Below are 16,309 nucleotides of genomic sequence, written 5' to 3' on the forward strand. Positions count from 1 at the left end.
GGTCGACGCGGTGGCGGACGTACGTGTCCGTCCCGGTCGGGGGTCAGGACTCGGGGCGAGCGGCCGTGACGACGTAGTAGTCCAGAGTGCCCTCCTGGTGGGCCTTCAGGAAGTTGCGGGGCCAGGTGCCCGGTTTCCACTGGTCCGACAGCCAGCGGTCCCAGCCCTCCCACACCTCCGGACCGATGGAGTCGGCCCGCGCGTCCGTCAGGCCCGCCCGGGTGAACGCGTCCGTCAGAAGGGTGACGGGGCGGGCGATGTCCAGGCCGTCGGCGTACGTGTCGAGGAGGTCGGCGAGGCGGCCGCCGTGGGCCGGATCGTCGTCGGGGGTGAAGAAGCTCGCGACGGCGACCCGCCCGCCGGGCGCAAGGACCCGGGCGGTCTCGCGGGCGAAGGCGACCAGGTCGTCGAAGTGCTGGGCGGCCTCGACGCTGTGGACGCGGTCGAACTCGCCGTCCCCGAAGGGCATCCGCTCCGCCGCACCCTGCTCGAACCGGAGTTTCCGCGGAGAGGCCTCCAGCAGCGCCGCGTTGGCCCGGCGGGCACGGTCCAGCTGCTGCGGGTGGATGTCCATGCCCGTGATGTGCGCCGGGTCGTACTCGCGCAGCGCCAGGGCGCACCCGACGCCGAGCCCGCAGCCGACCTCGAGCAGCCGCCTGCCGGCGATCGGTCCCGCGGCGTCGAGCACGTGTCGGTACATGTCCTGCTGGCTGCGGATACGGTCGTCGACCGAGAGCGGCCCGGCGAGGTCGATCGAGCTCCAGAACCCGAAATTGATGAAACCGCCGGCGAACACCGGGACCGAGCTGAGGTCGGTCGGCCCGTACGTCTCCCGGACCGTGTCCCGCATTTCCACTGACTCCGCCACAGGGCGTCACCTCCACGGCAAGTGTGGCGGCCGGGAACCATCGTGTCGACGGCGCCACCACCGGCCGAGTCGGGAGGCGACGGGGTGTGCGTACCGCGCCCGACCCTCGTCAGGCGGCGGCTTCCCCTGCCTGCGGCCCCCGTTCACCAGGGGCCGGGTCCGCGGCACGTCGCTGTTCGGGTCACCCGCCGGGAGGGCCGTGGGCCTGGTGTTCGGGGTACCTGCCGGCGTGGCCGTGAGCCAGGTCGGCCAGGGGCGCACAGGACGGGACGGGACGCGGTTGTTCGGAGTACCTGCCGAGGGGGCACGTGCGGGCCTTGGACCTTTGCCCGCTGCTACTGACCCAGTCGGCCCCTCGCCGCAGGGCCGTGCCGTCCGCCCGCGTCATAGTGGAAGGATGCGGCTCAGGACGAGCGATCCGGACCGGCCCGGCTGGCGGCGGGTCCGCCACGGCCGCGGCTTCCGCTATCTCGATGCCACGGGCGCTCCGCTGGGCGCGGAGGACCAGGCCAGGGTCGTCGCGCTCGTCATCCCTCCCGCCTGGCGGGACGTGTGGATCTGCCCCTGGGCCAACGGGCACATCCAGGCCGTGGGCACGGACGCGGCGGGCCGGCGGCAGTACCTGTACCACGCGGAGTTCCGGCGCCGGCGGGAGGAGGCGAAGCACACGCACGTGCGGCAGGTCGCGCGCGGGCTGCCACTGCTGCGCCGGGCAGTCGAGCGTGACCTCGCCCGGCGCGGTCTCTGCCGGGAACGGGTGCTCGCCTGCGCGGCGCGCCTCCTCGACCTGGGCTTCTTCCGGATCGGCGGCGAACGGCATCTGCGGGACAACGCCTCGTACGGCCTCACGCCCCTGCTGCGCGAGCACGCCTCCTGCTCGGGCGGGGAGATCTGCCTCGGCTATCCGGCCAAGTCGGGTCGCCGGCAGCACCACACCCTCGTGGACGAGCCCGCCTATCAGGTGGTCCGCATGCTGCTGGCGCGCCGCAACGGCGGCCCCCGGCTGTTCGCCTACTGGGAGGACGGCGCCTGGCACGACCTCCGGGCCGAGGAACTCAACGCGTACCTGCGGGAGAACTCGGGGCGGGACATCACCGCCAAGGACTTCCGCACCTGGCACGCCACCGTTCTCGCCGCCGTCGCGCTCGCCGTTTCGCAGCCGGTGGCGCGGAAGTCCCGTGCGGCGCGCGCGAAGGCGGTCCGCCGGGCCGTCCGCGAGGTCAGCGAGTACCTCGGCAACACCCCGGCGGTCTGCCGGGCCTCCTACATCGACCCGCTCGTCATCGAACGCTTCGAGGAGGGCGTCACCGTGGCCCCCGCCCTGCGCCGTCTGGGTGAGGACGGCGGCTACGGACACCCGGCGACCAGGGGCCCGGTGGAGCGGGCGGTGCTGCGCCTCCTCACCTGAGCGGCGAGGTCGCCTCCCGTACGGGAGGCGTACGGCCCCGGAAGGAACGGAGCACGGTGCGGGGCAGGCCGCGCGGACGCGCCGTAGGCGTGGAGGTTGACGTGGAGGTGGGTGGCCGGGGTTGGGGGAACGGTTCCTGTCGGGTACGGCGGGTGGGGCGGGTGCCGTCGTCCTCAGGTGAGGTGGCGCTGGATCCAGTCGGCCGCCGATCGGCGGAACAGGCGGCGGCTGTCGGCTCGACGGAAGTCGTGGCCCTCGCCGCGCAGCAGCAGGAGTTTCGCCTCCAGGCCGCGTGCTCGGGCGGCGCGGACGATCTGTTCGGACTCGCGGGGCGGCACGTTCGTGTCGTGTTCGCCGTGGACGGCGAGCAGCGGGACGCGCAGGGCGTCGACGCGGCTCATCGGCGAGAGGGCGCGGAGCAGGGCCAGGTCCCGGTCCGGGTGGCCGTACTTGTGCGCGGCCGACTCCGCCAGCCACGGCTCCGTACCGGCGAAGAAGGTGGCGAAGTCGGACATGCCGCACACCGTGACGCCCGTGCGGAACAGCTCGGGGTGCCAGACGAGGGAGGCGAGGGTGAGGTAGCCGCCGTACGAGTGGCCCATGACGGCCAGCCGGCGGGGGTCGGCCAGCCCCCGGCCGATGATGTGCGCCACGCACTCGGCCACGTCGTCGATAGCGGAGAACCGCCCCTCTCCCAGGTCGGCGTCGCGGAAGGTGCGGCCCCAGCCGGAGGAGCCCCTGACGTCGGGCGCGAAGACATCGAGCCCCCGGCCGGTCAGCTCGTGGTACAGCGGCTGGAAGACCGGACGCTCCTGTTCCTCCGGGCCGCCGTGCAGATGGATGACGCAGGGTGCCGGTTCGCCGGGCGCGCGGCCCGGGGCGCGGTGGTACCAGCCGGCCAGCCGGAGCCCGTCCCGGCCCGTGGGGCGCAGCGGCACCGGTCGGACCGGGGCCGGCCCGGGGGGCACGGTGTCGGTGTCGCGTGCCGACCAGGGCGTACGGGTCGGCGGCGCGGCGCCGGGCACGTACCAGACGCCCGGCCGCCGCTGGGACCCGGACTGGGCGACGAGCATGCCGTACGGTCCTGCCGGAGCCAGCCGGGTCACCACCTCGTGGGGCAGCTCCACCGCCCGGGGCGGTACGGGTGGGGCTGCCGGGGGCGCCGGTGAAGTGCTTCCGTTTCCCGTCGGCGTTGGGGGTGCGTGGTCGGGAAGGACGGTGGTCTCCACCTCGCTGGTGCCCTCGACGTTCCAGGCGAGGGCGGCGCGACCGGCGTCCAGGAAGGTGAGGTGTTCGAGATCGTGGCCGTCCCGCTCGGCCACGACACGCAGGTCGGTGCGCCTTCCCCGCGCGTCCAGGCTCAGGGCCAGGAGGGCGGCGAACTCCCGGTCGCGGTCGCTGCGCAGCCACACCGTCCGCGCGTCGTCGGAGAAGCGGCCGATCCACGGGTCGCCGTCGGCGACCGGGAGGACGCACAAGGGTGTGCGGTCCGCGACGCGGACCACCACGGCCTCGCGCCGACCGCGCGGCCCTCGCCGCAGCAGGGCGAGGCTGCCGTCGGGGCTGAGGTCGCAGGCCCGCAGGGTCGCCGCCTCGTCCTCCTCCGTCAGGAGGACAGGGGCGCGCACCCCGTCGGGATCGACGAGGTAGGCGCTGAGCCGGTCACGGACGCGTGCCGGGCCGACCGTCCGTCCGAGGACGGGGGCGGGCGTAGGGGCGGAGGTGGGAGTGGGGGTGGGGGTGGTGCTGGGGTTGGGGTGAGGGCCGAAGCCCGGGACGGGGTGGGAAGCGGGGCCCAAGCCCGGGGCAGGGTGGGGAGCGGGGCGGAAGCCGACGCTGAAGCCAGAGCCGAAGCCGGGATCGGAGCCGAGGCCGGAGCCCGGTTCGGCTCCGGGGCCGGCGTCGAGGAGCGTGGCGTGCCCGTCGCGCTCGGTCCAGCCCGGGGGCCGTTCGCCCGGCTGCTCGACGGGCGCGCCCACGGGCTGGGCGATCGTCACCGCGAGGGCCGAACCGTCGCGGGCCCAGCAGCCCAGGTAGGCCGAGGTGCCGGGTTCGGCGCCCGCGATGACGCGGCGGCCGGTGCCGTCGGGGCGTACGCAGAGGACCCGGGTGTGACCGCTGCCGCCGGGGGCGGTGGTGTACGCGATCCAGCGGCCGTCCGGAGACCAGGCCACCTCGATGACGTGGTCGGGTCCGGCGTCCAGAAGCCGTGCCTCCGGGCTGTCCACCGGCGCGGTCCACAGCTGCGGGCTGCCGCCCCGGTCGCAGATGAAGGCGACGTGCTCGCCGCGGGGATCCCCGGTGGGGTACCAGCAGGCGTGGGCCACCAGGCCCGGTGCCGTCTCGACCGGGCCCGCGAGGTCGGCCAGCGCCTGGGCGGCCGGGGCGGAGGAGGGGTGGCCGCCCGCCCAGGGGCGCCGGTCGGCACCCCTCGGGCGGTCCGCCTCCGGCCGGGGGCGGACCCCCTGCGACCTATGGCGGGCCCCTTGCAGCCTGGGGCTGCCCTCTGCCTGCCGAAGGCGGGCCTCTTCCGCCCGAGGGCGGGCCCGTTCCGGCCCAGGGCCGGCCCCCTCCAACCCGGGGCTGCCCCCTCCCTGCCGGGGGTTGCCCTCTGCCTGCCGGGGGCGGCCCCCTTCCGGCTGCGGGCGGGCCTGTTCCGGTCGGGCGTGGCCCTCCTCCGCCGGCCGTCGGGGGCGGTCGGCCGCTCGGGAGCCGTCGACACTTCGGGAGCGGTCGGCACTTCGCGGGCCGTCGGCCTCCGGCCGGGCGGCGGCTACATCCGCTGCCTCCGCCGCCCTCCGGTGGCCTTGCTCCGCCCCGCGGTCACGTTCCACGTCCGAAAGGTGGCCTTCCGCCGCCGGGAGGTGGTCATCCATCAGTCGATTCCGTGCGTCTGCAGCCATATCTCCAGCAAAGCTACTTGCCACAGGGCGTTCGCGCCCCGGTTCGTCCGGTGCTCCTCCGGCGCCTCCAGGAGCGCGGCGACGTAGTCGTCCCGGAAGATGCCGCGGGCGCGGGCCGAGGGCGACGACAGGGCGTCCCGTACGCGGTCACGGACCGGGGCGGCCATCTGGCGGATGGCCGGAACGGGGAAGTACCCCTTGGGCCGGTCGACGATGTCGCGCGGCAGGACCGTACGGCCGGCGTCCTTGAGGACGCCCTTGCCTCCGTCGGCCAGTTTGAGTTCCGGCGGGCACGCGGCGGCGAGTTCGACGAGTTCGTGGTCGAGGAAGGGCACGCGGGCTTCCAGGCCCCAGTCCATCGTCATGTTGTCCACCCTCTTGACCGGGTCGTCGACCAGCATGACGTGCGTCTCCGTGCGGAGCGCGGCGTCCAGCGCGGTCTCGGCGCCGGGTGTCGCCATGTGGGCCTCGACGAACGCGCGGGAGGCGTCGTGGTCGAGGAGGAAGTGCGGCTGGAGGATGCGCGCCAGTTCGGCGTGCGGCCGGTCGAAGTACACCTCGGCGTACCGGTCGGGCTCGCCGGCGCGGTCGGTCGCGGCCAGGGCGGGGTACCAGTGGTAACCGGCGAACACCTCGTCCGCGCCCTGCCCGCTCTGGACGACGCTGACCTCCTTCGCCACCAGTTCGGACAGGAGGTGGAAGGCGACGACGTCATGGCTGGTCATCGGCTCGCTCATGGCCCGCACCGCGCCGTCCAGGGCGGTCGAGACCCGGTCCGAGGGCACCATGAGCTGGTGGTGGGCGGTCTCGAAGTGCCGGGCGACCAGATCGGAGTAGCGGAACTCGTCGCCCTCCTCGCCCGCTTCCGACTCGAAGCCCACGCTGAACGTGGCGAGGTCCCGCTGTCCCTCCTCGGCGAGCAGGGCGACGATGAGGCTGGAGTCGAGCCCTCCGGAGAGCAGGACGCCCACCGGGACGTCGGCGACCATCCGGCGGCGCACCGCGGTCCGGAGCGAGTCGAGGACGGCGTCCCGCCAGTCGTCCGCGTTCATGCCGGAGAACTCGGAGCGGCGGGTGTAGTCGGGCTGCCAGTACACGATGTCGCGGTGCGTGCCGTCGGGTTCCACGACGCGGACGGTCGCGGGCGGCAGTTTGCGTACGCCGGCGAGGACGGTCCGCGGCGCGGGCACCGTCGACTGCATGCTCATGTAGTGGTGCAGGGCGACGGGGTCGAGGGAGGTGTCGACGCCGCCGCCGGCGAGGAGCGCCGGGAGGGTCGAGGCGAAGCGCAGCCGTCCGGGCGAGGCGGCGAGATAGAGGGGCTTGATGCCGAGGCGGTCGCGGGCGAGGACGAGCCTGCCGGTACGGTGCTCGGCCAGCGCGACGGCGAACATGCCGACCAGGTGGGAGACGAAGTCGTTGCCCCACTGGCGGTACGCCTTGAGGACGACCTCGGTGTCGGAGGTGGTGTCGAACCGGTGGCCGAGGCCGCGGAGTTCCTCACGGAGCTGCTGGTAGTTGTAGATGCAACCGTTGAACACACAGGTCAGTCCGGCGTCGCTGTCGGTCATGGGCTGCGCGGCGCGCTCGGACAGGTCGATGATCTTCAGTCGCCGGTGTCCGAGAGCTATAGAGCCGAGCGACCACAGTCCGTGGCCGTCGGGTCCCCGAGCCGCCAGGCGGTCGCTCATGCGCTCGACCGCCGCGATGTCCGGTCGTCCGCCGTCGAAGCGGATCTCCCCGCTCAGGCCGCACACGGGCGACCTCCCGGGGCCGGGCGGGCGCCGCCGACGGCGGCGCGGGGAAGGGCGGTATCTCGCATGGTGGCTCCTCAGGCTTCTCAGGTCGTGGCGCGCTGGAGGCGCGCACGGCGTGGGTCAGGGTTTGGAATGGCGTGGTGGGGTTTCGCGTGGCTGGGCCCGGTCCGATCCGGCCCGGCCCAGCCTGGCTCGGCATGGCCCGGCCCGGCTCGGTCTCAGGGAATGCCCGCGGTCTTCCGCTCCTCGGGGAGCGCCGGTGCCGTACCGGTGGCTCGGGACGCGGAGTGGCCGTCGGAAGGCCGGCGGTAGGCGCCCCGGGTCTCCGCGGCGAGGTGGTCCACGGCCGCGAGGAGGTCCCCGCCGTACGCCTGCTCCCGCACCCGCCGTGCGGCGGTGCCGCGGGCGAGCGTCTCCTCCGTGAGGGAGCGGACCGTCTCCCAGTCGCCGCAGCTCTCCAGAGCGGGCCGGAGCCGCCGGAGCATGCCCCGCAGAACGGTCGGGGCGGGTGCGGGGAGGCGGGTGGCCGGGTCGACGAGTTCGCCTTCGAGGCCGGACCGGGCGGCGCGCCAGGTGGCGGCCCGCAGCCACTCGTGGTGACCGTCGCATCCGGACCTGCCGTGCCGCTCGATGTGGGCGACGGCGTCCACCACGAGGGCCCGGAAGAGCGCGGCGACCAGCACCGTGGTCTCGACACGCGGGCAGGCGTCCGCGATGCGCAGTTCCAGCGTCGGAAGGTGGGCGGAGGGGCGGACGTCGTAGTAGATCATGCCGGGGTCGCTGATGACGCCGGAGGCGACGAGGCCGTCGACGGCGCGGTCGTAGTCGTCCGCGCCGGTGAAGCATCCGGGCGGCCCGGCGGTGGGCCAGCGCTGCCAGACCATGGTGCGCCAGCTCGCGTACCCGGTGTCCTCGCCGAGCCAGTACGGCGAACTCGCCGAGAGGGCGAGGAGGGGCGGCAGCCAGGGGGCGACGACGCACATGGCGCGGACCGCGGTGTCGCGGTCGGGTATGTCGGCGTGGACGTGGGCGCCGCAGATCAGCTGCTCGTCGGCGAGACGGCGGTACTCCGCGGTCATGCGCCGGTAGCGCGGGTCGAGGGCCGTCGGTACGGCCTCGGGCCTGGCGAGCGGCATCGTGCCGGCGGCCGCGACGGCGAGGCCCAGGCCCGAAGCGGCCCGGTCGAGCTGTTTCCGGGTGGTCTTCAGGTCCTTCAGCAGGCCGTCGAGCGTGGAGTGCACGCCGCTGTTCGACTCCACCACGGACTGGGGCAGCTCGGTGGCGAAGGCGTCGCCGTGCGGTGCCAGACGGTGGAGGACGGCGGCGGCGCGTGGGACGAGTTCCCCGCTCTCGATGTCGATCACGTGAAACTCTTCCTCGACCCCGATTCTGACGGTCACGGTGGCTCCCTGTGGTCTGGCGGAGATCTCTTGCGGCGGGCCCCGGCTGTCACCGGGGCGCCTTGATGTGGGAGCGCCTGCCCTGCTCCGGCGGAACCATGCCCGCCTGCACGTTTGTGGTTTCACAAGCTCGGGAGAGCGGTACGGCGCAGCGTCGTGTGGCGGGACTGCGCTTGCCTTGCGGCGAGGCTCGCGGCGGGGGTCTCGGGGGTGTGGGCCTGTGCACGCCGACGGCGCGCACATCGCGGGACGTAGGCGCCGGGAACGCAGGGTTAACCCACCCACCGCCCCAGCCGTCTCCGGCACGTCATGCGCGTCGGTCGCGCGTCGACACTCCGCAGCCGGGGCGGGGGTGTCAGGGGCGGTGAGGCACGACGGTGGGGACGCCCGGCCCACCGGGCTGCCTGGGGCAGAACGCTGCCCCCACGCTGCCCGACGAAGCGCGCGGGGCGCAGCTGGTCCGTACCGAGCGACCGACCAGCGCCTTCGGCTGATCGGCCGCCGTCCCGGCCTGTGAGGTCGCGCCCGTGCCGGCCCGGGCTGACGACGTCTCCACGGAGGCGGTCGATGGGGCGCGCCCCAAGCCCGGGGGCCTCTGGGGCCTCGGGCCGCAGGGGTGCTCAGGGGTTCGTAGGGCCGAAGCTGGGGCCGCCCGACCGGCGTACGGCCTTCGGAGGCAGGACCCGTACCGGCCGGCGGCCGGGCCCGGATCCACGGAGGCCACAGAGGCCACGGAGGCGAACTGCGCCGACTGCGTCGACTGCGCAACGTTCCGCGCCCGGGTGCCGCGCGGGAGGAGCAACTGTCCGGCTGGCAACCGACAGCCGCCTGCGCCTCAAGGCACCGGCCCGTCCGAAGCTCTTCCGCGACCGGCGGTCGACGACATACTGGAGGTGTGACCCTTCCGACCCATGGTGTGCCGGGACTGCGGCGACGAGCCGGTGAGGCGCTGCTGCACCGGGTCGCGGGTCCGACGGCACATGAGAAGCGTGCCCGCATCCACGGGACGCCCGGGCCCCGATGGTTCCCCCCCGAGCGGCCCGTGCGGGTCGTGCACGGGGACGCGTCCATGTACATAGGCGGCCTGGCCGCGCTGCTGCTCCAGTCACTCCACCCCGAAGCGATGGCGGCCGTCGCGGCCCACTCCGGGTTCCAGGGGGACCCCTGGGGTCGGCTCCAGCGCACCAGCACCTTCCTCGCCGTGACCACCTTCGGCACGAGCGAGGACGCCGAACACGCGGTGCAGCGGGTACGCAGGGTGCACGAACAGGTCGCCGGAACATCACCGGACGGCGTGCCGTACCGCGCCTCCGATCCCCACCTCCTCACCTGGGTGCACGCCGCCGAGGCCTACTGCTTCCTCCGGGCCCACCAGCGGTACGGCCGGCACCCGCTGGATCGGGAGGGGCTGGACGGCTACGTGGCCGACATGGCACACGTCGCACGGCGGCTCGGAGTGACGCGCCCGCCGGAGACCCGTGACGAGCTGGTGAAGTGCCTCGTCCGCTACCGGCCGGAGTTGCGGGCCACGGCGGAGTCGCGCGCCACGGCGCGTTACCTGCTGGCCGACCCTCCGCTGCCGCGCCCCGTGCTGCTCCCGTACTCCCTGCTCGCCGCGGCGGCGGCGGAGCTGCTCCCGCCGTGGGCCCGGTCCGCCATCGATCTGCCCCTGGCCACGCGCCTCCTCCTGCCGGTCGCCCGCCCGGGTGGCCGAGCGATCACCGCAGCGATCCGCTGGGCGACGACCGCGGTCCCCGTCGAGGAGGCACCCCCGTACGTGCCGCCGTCCCCCTGAGCGGGGCGATCCGGCCGGAGCCGTGACATCGGGCCACGGATCGCCGCTCCTGAGAACCGGCCCCGGCCGGGGGCCGGCCGGGCGCAGCCGCTCGTGGAGCTGGGAGCCACCCCGGCGTCGACGAGCTCCCGGGCGGAAACGCCCCTGGCCGGCCGCAAGGCGTCGGCCGTGGGGGCGCAGGTGGGGTCGGTGATCCGGCGCGGCCCCTGGAGGCGTGTGAACCAGCACGCTCGGCGGGAACGGCCGCAGACGCAGGGCCGCAGGTCCGCGCTGCCTGGCCTGGGGGTGGGCCGCAGACCCTTTCCTCGGCGTCCCCCAGACGCACGCCCACGCCCTCGGGCACCAGGTGTACTCCCCAGGCGACTCCGAACGCCCCCGCCCCGCCCCCGCGGCCACCGCTGCGGGTCTCCCCTCCCCCAAGGTGGCGTGACGGCAGCAACGTCCGCCCCGGGGAGTACACCTGGTGCCCGCGGGCGTGGGCGTGCGCTCTGCGGCACACCCGGCCCTGCGGCGGAGACCGCCCACAACGAGTCCGGCGTTTGAGGTGGGTGTTCACGGACATCCGGCATTCCTACAGGCGGGTATGGGGGAAGCCGTCGGCGTACGAGGGAGGGGCCGGATGAGGACCACGCGAGCGGGTGCGGACGTGAGGCGGCGGGGCCGGGGGCGGTTCGGGCGCGACCTGCTGCTGGCGCTCGGGCTCGTGGGGATAGGCGTCGGCGGCCTGGGTCTTCTCGTCAAGACCGCACACGTCGCGGTCGCCGTCGTCGTGGGGCTCTGTGTCCTCGGCGCGCTCGTCGCGGGGCTGGCCGCGGCCAGAAGGCGGGCGGCGTTCGCGGGGGCGCCAGAGGGTGCGCCGAGCGTTCCCCCGCCCGCCACCGCCGAGGTACCCGGCCTCGGATCCGAGGCCTTGGACCACGCGGCGGTCGACGCCGACGGCTTCGAGCACACCGTCGCCGCACTCTGCGCGCGGGACGGGTGCACCGCCGTGGAAGTCGTCGGAGGCGCCGGCGACCTGGGCGCCGACGTGCTCGCGGTCACGGCCGACGGCCGACGCCTCGTCCTCCAGTGCAAGCACTACGCACAGGACAACCGCGTCGGCTCGCAGGACCTCCAGCGGTTCGGGGGCACCTGCTTCACCGTCCACGAGGCCGACGTGGCCATCGTCGTGACCACCAGCTCCTTCACCGCGCCCGCCGCCGAGTACGCCGCCATGTGCGGGATCGTCTGTCTCGACGGAGATGCGCTGGCCGCCTGGACGGACCAGACCGCGCCGCCCCCGTGGGACGTACCGGCCACGGAACCGGCCGACACCGTGCCGGCCGCCCGCAGGCCGACGACGCCGGGTCAGACGCGGAGCGCGGCGGTGACGTCGGAGCCCTAGATGAACGAATCCAAGGGGTAGTTGCGGCTGCGGGGTCCAATGAGCCTTTCCGGTTCCTGTGTTCGGCGATCTCCGAGGGAACAACCAGGTCCGGTTGACGGCCCTCCTCTGGGACAGTCAACGGGAGTAGATACTGGCCCTGAGCGCAGGCACGGACGAGGAGCACAACCAGTGACCAGCGACAACCGCATAGGACCGCCCAACTTTGGCAGCGAACGCGACATGCTGCGGGCTTTCCTCGACTACCACCGCGCCACCCTCGCCATGAAGTGCGAAGGACTCACCGACGAGGAGCTGCGGCAGCAGTCGATGCCGCCGTCCACGCTTTCGCTGCTCGGTCTGATGCGGCACATGGCGGAGGTGGAGCGTGCCTGGTTCCGTCGAGTGTTCGAGGACCACGACGCACCCATGGTCTGGTCCGACGAGATCGACTTCCAGGCGGCGTACGACGCGAGTGCGTCGACCAGAGACGAGGCGTTCGTGGCCTGGGAGGCCGAGGTGGAGACCTCGCGCCGTATCGAGCGGGAGGCCGAGTCCCTGGACCAGGCCGGGTATCAGCCGCGATGGGGCGAGGAGGTATCACTGCGAATGGTGATGGTGCACGTGCTCCTGGAGTACGGCCGCCACAACGGGCACGCGGACTTTCTGCGTGAAGGTGTCGACGGGACCGTGGGCGCCTAATTCCGCAGGGGCCACCTGTCTCCACCTGCTGAGCCGTTCCAGAGAACCACCCGCGGGATGGGAAGGGGGGAGTCCAACGTCAGTGTGTGAGGACAGAGTTGAACTCCCTCGCCACCGCACCCTAGGTGAAGACCGACGACCTGCTGAAGGACTCACCGCACCTGACGCCCTGGCGTCCGTCGGTCGGGATCGCCCCGCTACTGACCGATGCCGAGCTGGTCACGCTCGCCATGATGCAGGCCGTGCTGGGCTTCACCTCCGAGGCCAAGTGGCTTCGCCACGCCCGCGCCCATCCGCGGCACCTCTTCCCTTACCTGCCCCAGCACCCCGGCTACAACAGGCACTTACGCAAGGCCACCGAGCTGCTGCGGCGGGTGACCCGGCTACTGGCAACCGACACCTCTGCATGGATTGATGACGTCTGGATCGTGGACTCCACGCCGGTGGAGTGCGGACACTCCCGCGAGACCGTCAAGCGCTCCGACCTGGCCGGATGGGCCGAGTACGGCTACTGCGCCGGCCACAGCCGCTTCTTCTGGGGTCTGTGCCTGCACCTGGTACGCACCCTGCAGGGCCTGCCCGTCGCCTTCGCCCTGACCGGGGCCAAGGCCGACGAACGCCAGACCCTGCTGGACCTGCTCGCCGCCGAACCGGAACTGGTCGCCGCTCGGTCCGGGCAGACGCTGGTCGGCGACAAGAACTACTTCGGCCGCGTCTTCGAGGACCAGTTGGCCGAGCAGGACATCCGGTTGCTGAGGCCGGCCCGCAAGGGCGAGCCGGAGCGGGCCGGGGCACCCCTGTTCAAGCCGTTGCGGCAGGTCATCGAGTCGGTCAACGGGACCTTCAAGGGCCAGCTTGACCTCGATCAGCACCGAGGCCGCACACCGGGCGGTGTTATCGCCCGCGTCATGCAACGCATCCTCGCGCTGACGGCCGTGATCTGGCACAACGACCACACCAGCCAGCCCGTACTACGCTCACTGGCCGCCTACAACCACTGACCTCTTGGAATCGATCATCTAGGTGTCACGGGTCGACGGCCACCGCCTCGCGGTGATCATGCCTCGTCGGGTGGTGCCGACCTGCTCGCCGATCTTGGCGATTCAAAGCAGGCCACGCTCCCTACCTCCGTCCTCATTCGGGTCGACGTCACGGTGAGTGCGGTTCCCCTTGCCGGCACCTTTGGCCATACTGAGGAGTAACTTGCCGTGCCGCTCCAGGGAACGGCTCCTGACGAGGGACGACAGATGCCCGCTTCCACGACGTCCACCCGGATCCTCAGCGGCCTGCTGATCGGTGCCGGGGTGGCGCACTTCGCAGCTCCCCGGCAGTTCGACGCCATCGTGCCCCGAGCCCTGCCCGGCTCACCGCGGACGTGGACCCACCTCAGCGGCGTCGCGGAGATCGCCGTCGGTGCCGCGATCGCCGCGCCGTCCACACGGCGCGTGGGCGCACTGGCCGCGGCGGGACTGTTCACCGCCGTGTTCCCGGCGAACGTGAAGATGGCGTACGACTGGCGCCACCGTCCCGCCCCGTTTCGGGCGGCGGCACTGGCCCGGCTTCCTCTCCAAGTACCGCTCGTGCTCTGGGCGCTGCGCGTCGGCCGGACCGGGTCACCCGGCAGCTGAGGGCCCCCGACGCGGTGGACGCTTGGATGTTCCGTAGGTGCGACGTACCCATCCCGCTGTGGCCGGCCGTGGACGCGGTACCGCGGCGCGGGCCACCCGACCCTGGACTCGGCTGTCAGACGGGGCGCTACGCGGCAGACCAGCACTCCGGCCGTACATGGTGATCATCATGAGGGGAGAGCGCCTCGAAGCCAGTGGTGGCTGAGGCGGCGGCGAGCTTGGCGACGACCTCACCTATGGACCAGCGCAGTCCGAGGGGGGCGCGGAAATCCGTGGACGGCCCCCTGGAAGAGCCCGTACTGTGTGGCGTCACGCCCTGAGACGAACGGAAGGAGGCGAGTGCCGTGCGATTCACACCTTTCAGCGCTCCCTCTTCCCCTGTCCCGGCGTAGCAGTACACGAGTCCTGACCGGGAGCGCTCCGAGCAGTCCGTATCCCGGAGGAAATCCATGACCGATCTGGTCATCCGCGCGCTCTCCGCGAGCGACGCCCCGCTCTTCGACGCACTCCCCGACCCCCTGGGCGCCCGTGAAGGCCATCGGCGCACCCGGTTCCGCCCCGACTGGAAGCGCGTCGCCCTGCGCGACGGCGAAGTCGTCGCACGCGGCGCCTGGTGGGGCGGCCCCGACGACCCGAAGCCCGTGAACATCAACTGGTTCGACGTCGCCGAGGGCGAGGAGGAGGCCGGGGCCGAACTCCTGCGTTCCGCCCCCTGGCAGGTCGAACTCGAGATCAACCTGCCCGGCGGCTGGCGGGAGAACCCCTGCCTGCGCGCCGGAGCCGAGGCACGCTTCGCCGCCGCACGAGCCGCAGGCTACGCACTCACGGTGGAACGCTTCCTCTACCGCTGGACCCCGGAGCAAGGCCTCCCCCAGCGACCCGGACGCCAGCGCTTCAGCACCGAACCCGACGACTCGGTGTTCTTCGACGCGTTGCGCCGCATCCACTCCGTCACCCTGGACGCCCACGCGCTCAGGGCCATCGAAGAGGGCGGCCTCGACCAGGCCGCCCAGGAGGAACTCGACTTCTTCCGCTGGTGCCCCTCCCCGCGGGAGTGGTGGCAGATCGCGCACACACCGGCAGGCGACGTGGCCGGCATCCACGTACCGGCCCACAACCCCTCCGGCCCGACCATCGGCTTCATCGGAGTCGTCCCGGAGCAGCGCGGTCACGGCTACGCCTACGACTTCCTGGCGGAGTGCACTCACGTCCTCGCCGAGCAGGGTGCGGAGTTCATCACCGGAGCGACGGACCAGGCCAACTTCCCCATGGCCGCGCACTTCACCAAGGCCGGCTTCCCCGTCGTCCGTGAGCGCATCAACCTCCACCCGTCACGCCACCACGCCTAGCGAGGAGTAGCACGTGGTGAGTGGTCCGGTCCGGTCCGAGCGCAGGCCCGGCCCGGACCACTCGCCAGAATCCGACAGCAGGCCAGCCGACAGCCTGAAACACGGGGTCGACTGAGCGATCGAGGTGGGGTTCCGGTGGGTCTTCGGTCTTGTCTGCCCTGGGCCGGCCGACTGGATCGCACCTCCTCAGTGTCCCTCACCGGCTCCGATAGCCTGCGCTGGTGGCTGACGCTTCACTGAGATTCATCATCGATGCCGAGCACGGGCAGTTCTACGTCCAAGACCTTGATCCCTATGACGCGTGGATCGCCGAGCACGCGATGGATCCGGACCTGGCACCCGCCGGCTGGACGGACGAAGCGGTCTACGTTCACCGCATCGGCGTGGAACCGCACTCGATCTCTGTTGGCACGGCTCGGGATGACATGGTCGAGTCGATCATCACTGTTCACGAGTCCGCGCCGACGACCGACCCGGCGGCCGAGCACATCGTGGAGACCGACCTTGACGTACCCACCGGCCGGCTCACCGTGTCCAGCCCCGTGACCGAACCTGCAGACGGGCCCGGCCTGGCTGTTCCCGCTGGATTGCTCCGTGCTCGGGTCTCCTACGTCCCGGCCGGACCACCGTCGGCCGACACCAAAGGCGGTCCCGGTGACCACTTTCTGTACCAGGTGGACCTCTGGCCATCCGACCGGGCCTACGGGCTCGTCATCGTCAAGCAGGGGCCGGAGATCTGGGCAGGGTAGGTCTTCATCTACCGCTCGCCTGCCGGCTGAGTGCGAGGTTGTGCAGACGGGCGATGCCGTTCATTGCGTGATGGACTCCGTCGCCCTTCAACCGGCAGTCGCGGAGGATCTTCCAGGTCTTTCCCCCGTGATCGGCCCCGCCGCATCCGCGCGAGCCTGCGACTTCTCCCATCCACGCGCCCAGGTGCCGTCGCGCTGCCAGCGCCGGAACAAGCTGTAAGCGGACTCCCACGGCCGGTGCCGCTCGGGTATGTCACGGCACGGCGTGCCTGTCCGCGTGCGCCACCGGATCGCGTTGATCTGATCGCGTCGTGTCCACTCCACCGGCCGGCCGCGCTTCCGTGCGGTCGGCAACAACGGGTCCAGAACAGCCCTTGCCTCTGATGG

The 16,309-nt window shown here is 72.6% G+C and carries 13 protein-coding genes; 8 read left to right on the forward strand and 5 right to left on the reverse strand.

The features are described 5' to 3' along the window. Positions 1-43: 43 nt before the first annotated feature. Entirely contained in the window at positions 44-850 is an 807-nt protein-coding gene (locus tag ACFZCF_RS17605) for a class I SAM-dependent methyltransferase (RefSeq protein WP_388443845.1), read from the reverse strand. A gap of 415 nt (positions 851-1,265) precedes the next feature. Between ACFZCF_RS17605 and ACFZCF_RS17610 the strand changes: the two genes are divergently transcribed. Further along, a complete protein-coding gene (locus ACFZCF_RS17610) occupies positions 1,266-2,276 on the forward strand; it encodes a DNA topoisomerase IB (protein ID WP_391287173.1) in 1,011 nt (336 codons plus the stop codon). A gap of 173 nt (positions 2,277-2,449) precedes the next feature. Here ACFZCF_RS17610 and ACFZCF_RS17615 read toward each other — a convergent pair whose 3' ends face one another. The 3 genes from ACFZCF_RS17615 to ACFZCF_RS17625 all read right to left on the reverse strand — a co-directional run bounded on the left by ACFZCF_RS17615 (position 2,450) and on the right by ACFZCF_RS17625 (position 8,336). Next, positions 2,450-4,603, reverse strand: a complete 2,154-nt coding sequence (locus ACFZCF_RS17615; RefSeq protein WP_391287174.1) for an alpha/beta fold hydrolase — start codon at positions 4,601-4,603, stop codon at positions 2,450-2,452. A gap of 548 nt (positions 4,604-5,151) precedes the next feature. Further along, positions 5,152-6,936: an N-acetylglutaminylglutamine amidotransferase gene (locus tag ACFZCF_RS17620; RefSeq protein WP_391287175.1), complete on the reverse strand. Its 1,785-nt coding sequence runs from the start codon at positions 6,934-6,936 to the stop codon at positions 5,152-5,154. A 218-nt stretch (positions 6,937-7,154) separates the two neighbouring features. After that, positions 7,155-8,336, reverse strand: a complete 1,182-nt coding sequence (locus ACFZCF_RS17625) for a glutamate--cysteine ligase (protein ID WP_391287176.1) — start codon at positions 8,334-8,336, stop codon at positions 7,155-7,157. Between the two features lie 895 nt (positions 8,337-9,231). Between ACFZCF_RS17625 and ACFZCF_RS17630 the strand changes: the two genes are divergently transcribed. From ACFZCF_RS17630 to ACFZCF_RS17660, 7 genes are all read left to right on the forward strand, one after another. After that, entirely contained in the window at positions 9,232-10,131 is a 900-nt protein-coding gene (locus ACFZCF_RS17630) for an oxygenase MpaB family protein (protein ID WP_391287177.1), read from the forward strand. Between the two features lie 619 nt (positions 10,132-10,750). Further along, positions 10,751-11,515: a restriction endonuclease gene (locus ACFZCF_RS17635; RefSeq protein WP_391287178.1), complete on the forward strand. Its 765-nt coding sequence runs from the start codon at positions 10,751-10,753 to the stop codon at positions 11,513-11,515. A 171-nt stretch (positions 11,516-11,686) separates the two neighbouring features. Next, positions 11,687-12,196: a DinB family protein gene (locus ACFZCF_RS17640; RefSeq protein ID WP_391287179.1), complete on the forward strand. Its 510-nt coding sequence runs from the start codon at positions 11,687-11,689 to the stop codon at positions 12,194-12,196. Between the two features lie 125 nt (positions 12,197-12,321). Then, on the forward strand, positions 12,322-13,197 hold the full coding sequence (locus ACFZCF_RS17645; protein ID WP_391287180.1) for an IS982 family transposase: 876 nt from the start codon (positions 12,322-12,324) through the stop codon (positions 13,195-13,197). Between the two features lie 246 nt (positions 13,198-13,443). Then, entirely contained in the window at positions 13,444-13,824 is a 381-nt protein-coding gene (locus ACFZCF_RS17650) for a hypothetical protein (RefSeq protein WP_391287181.1), read from the forward strand. A 449-nt stretch (positions 13,825-14,273) separates the two neighbouring features. Further along, complete coding sequence (locus ACFZCF_RS17655) at positions 14,274-15,173, forward strand: GNAT family N-acetyltransferase (protein WP_391287182.1); 900 nt, start codon at positions 14,274-14,276, stop codon at positions 15,171-15,173. Between the two features lie 221 nt (positions 15,174-15,394). Continuing rightward, a complete protein-coding gene (locus ACFZCF_RS17660; RefSeq protein ID WP_391287183.1) occupies positions 15,395-15,922 on the forward strand; it encodes a hypothetical protein in 528 nt (175 codons plus the stop codon). Positions 15,923-16,009: 87 nt separating this feature from the next. Here the strand turns inward: ACFZCF_RS17660 and ACFZCF_RS17665 are convergent, their stop codons facing one another. Continuing rightward, positions 16,010-16,288, reverse strand: a complete 279-nt coding sequence (locus ACFZCF_RS17665) for a transposase (protein WP_391287606.1) — start codon at positions 16,286-16,288, stop codon at positions 16,010-16,012. Positions 16,289-16,309 lie beyond the last annotated feature (21 nt).

It is taken from the genome of Streptomyces sp. NPDC007945, from assembly GCF_042958885.1.
Lineage (GTDB): Bacteria > Actinomycetota > Actinomycetes > Streptomycetales > Streptomycetaceae > Streptomyces.